General features: G+C 44.8%; 1 protein-coding gene. It reads left to right on the top strand.

Annotated features, from left to right (window positions below; all coding sequences use genetic code 11):
• Positions 1 to 202 precede the first annotated feature (202 nt).
• A partial coding sequence (locus tag L652_RS0103795; protein ID WP_024603305.1) for a class I SAM-dependent DNA methyltransferase occupies positions 203 to 939 on the top strand: 737 nt, incomplete at its 3' end.

The following is a 939-nucleotide window of genomic DNA, read 5'->3' as shown; positions in this document are numbered from 1 at the left end:
CCGGCAATTACCGCCGCCGAGGGGGTAAGCGCAAGCTCGATGCTATTTTTAATAACGAGTTTAACCAAGTGCTAGAACAATTTAATAACTATATGTGGGAGCAACCTGCGTAATTAATGCAGGTTTACCTTAACCCTTATATTACAATACCAAATACTGTGAAGCGTTGGCCTTAAGGCTAACCCAAAAATGAAGAGACACTATGAACAACAATGATTTAGTAGCCAAACTTTGGAAAATGTGTGACACCCTGCGCGATGGCGGCGTGTCTTATCAAAACTACGTAAACGAGCTGGCCACATTGCTGTTTTTAAAAATGACCGAGCAAACAGGCACCGAAACCGACTTACTACCACAAGGTATGCGTTGGAACGACCTAAAAGGAAAAATAGGGCTCGACCAACTACAATTTTACCGCAATATGCTGGTACAGCTAGGTAACGACGACCACGCTATTGTGCGTGCAATATTCCAAAACGTAAACACCACTATTACCAATGCAGGGCAGCTTACAGAGCTTGTAACCACAATGGATAGCCTAGATTGGTACGAAAGCGGCGATGGCGAGAATGTTGTTAAAACTCGTGACGACTTTGGCGACATGTACGAAGGCTTATTACAAAAAAACGCCAACGAAACTAAATCGGGCGCCGGCCAATACTTTACGCCAAGGCCACTAATAGAAACAATGGTGCGTTTACTAAAGCCACAACCTCGCGAAATTATTCAAGATCCCGCAGCGGGTACCGCAGGTTTTTTAATCGAGGCCGACAAATACATTAAAAGCCAAACCAACGATTTAGACGACCTAGACGACGAAACCCAAGAATTCCAAATGAAGCGTGCCTTTGTAGGGCTTGAGCTAGTACCCGAAACCCGCCGCCTTGCATTAATGAACTGTTTATTACACGACATTGAAGGCAATGACGAGCTAGGCGG

The sequence above is a fragment of the Pseudoalteromonas sp. TB25 genome, from assembly GCF_000497995.1.
GTDB lineage: Bacteria > Pseudomonadota > Gammaproteobacteria > Enterobacterales > Alteromonadaceae > Pseudoalteromonas > Pseudoalteromonas distincta.
This window is presented reverse-complemented; position numbering and strand designations above follow the sequence as displayed.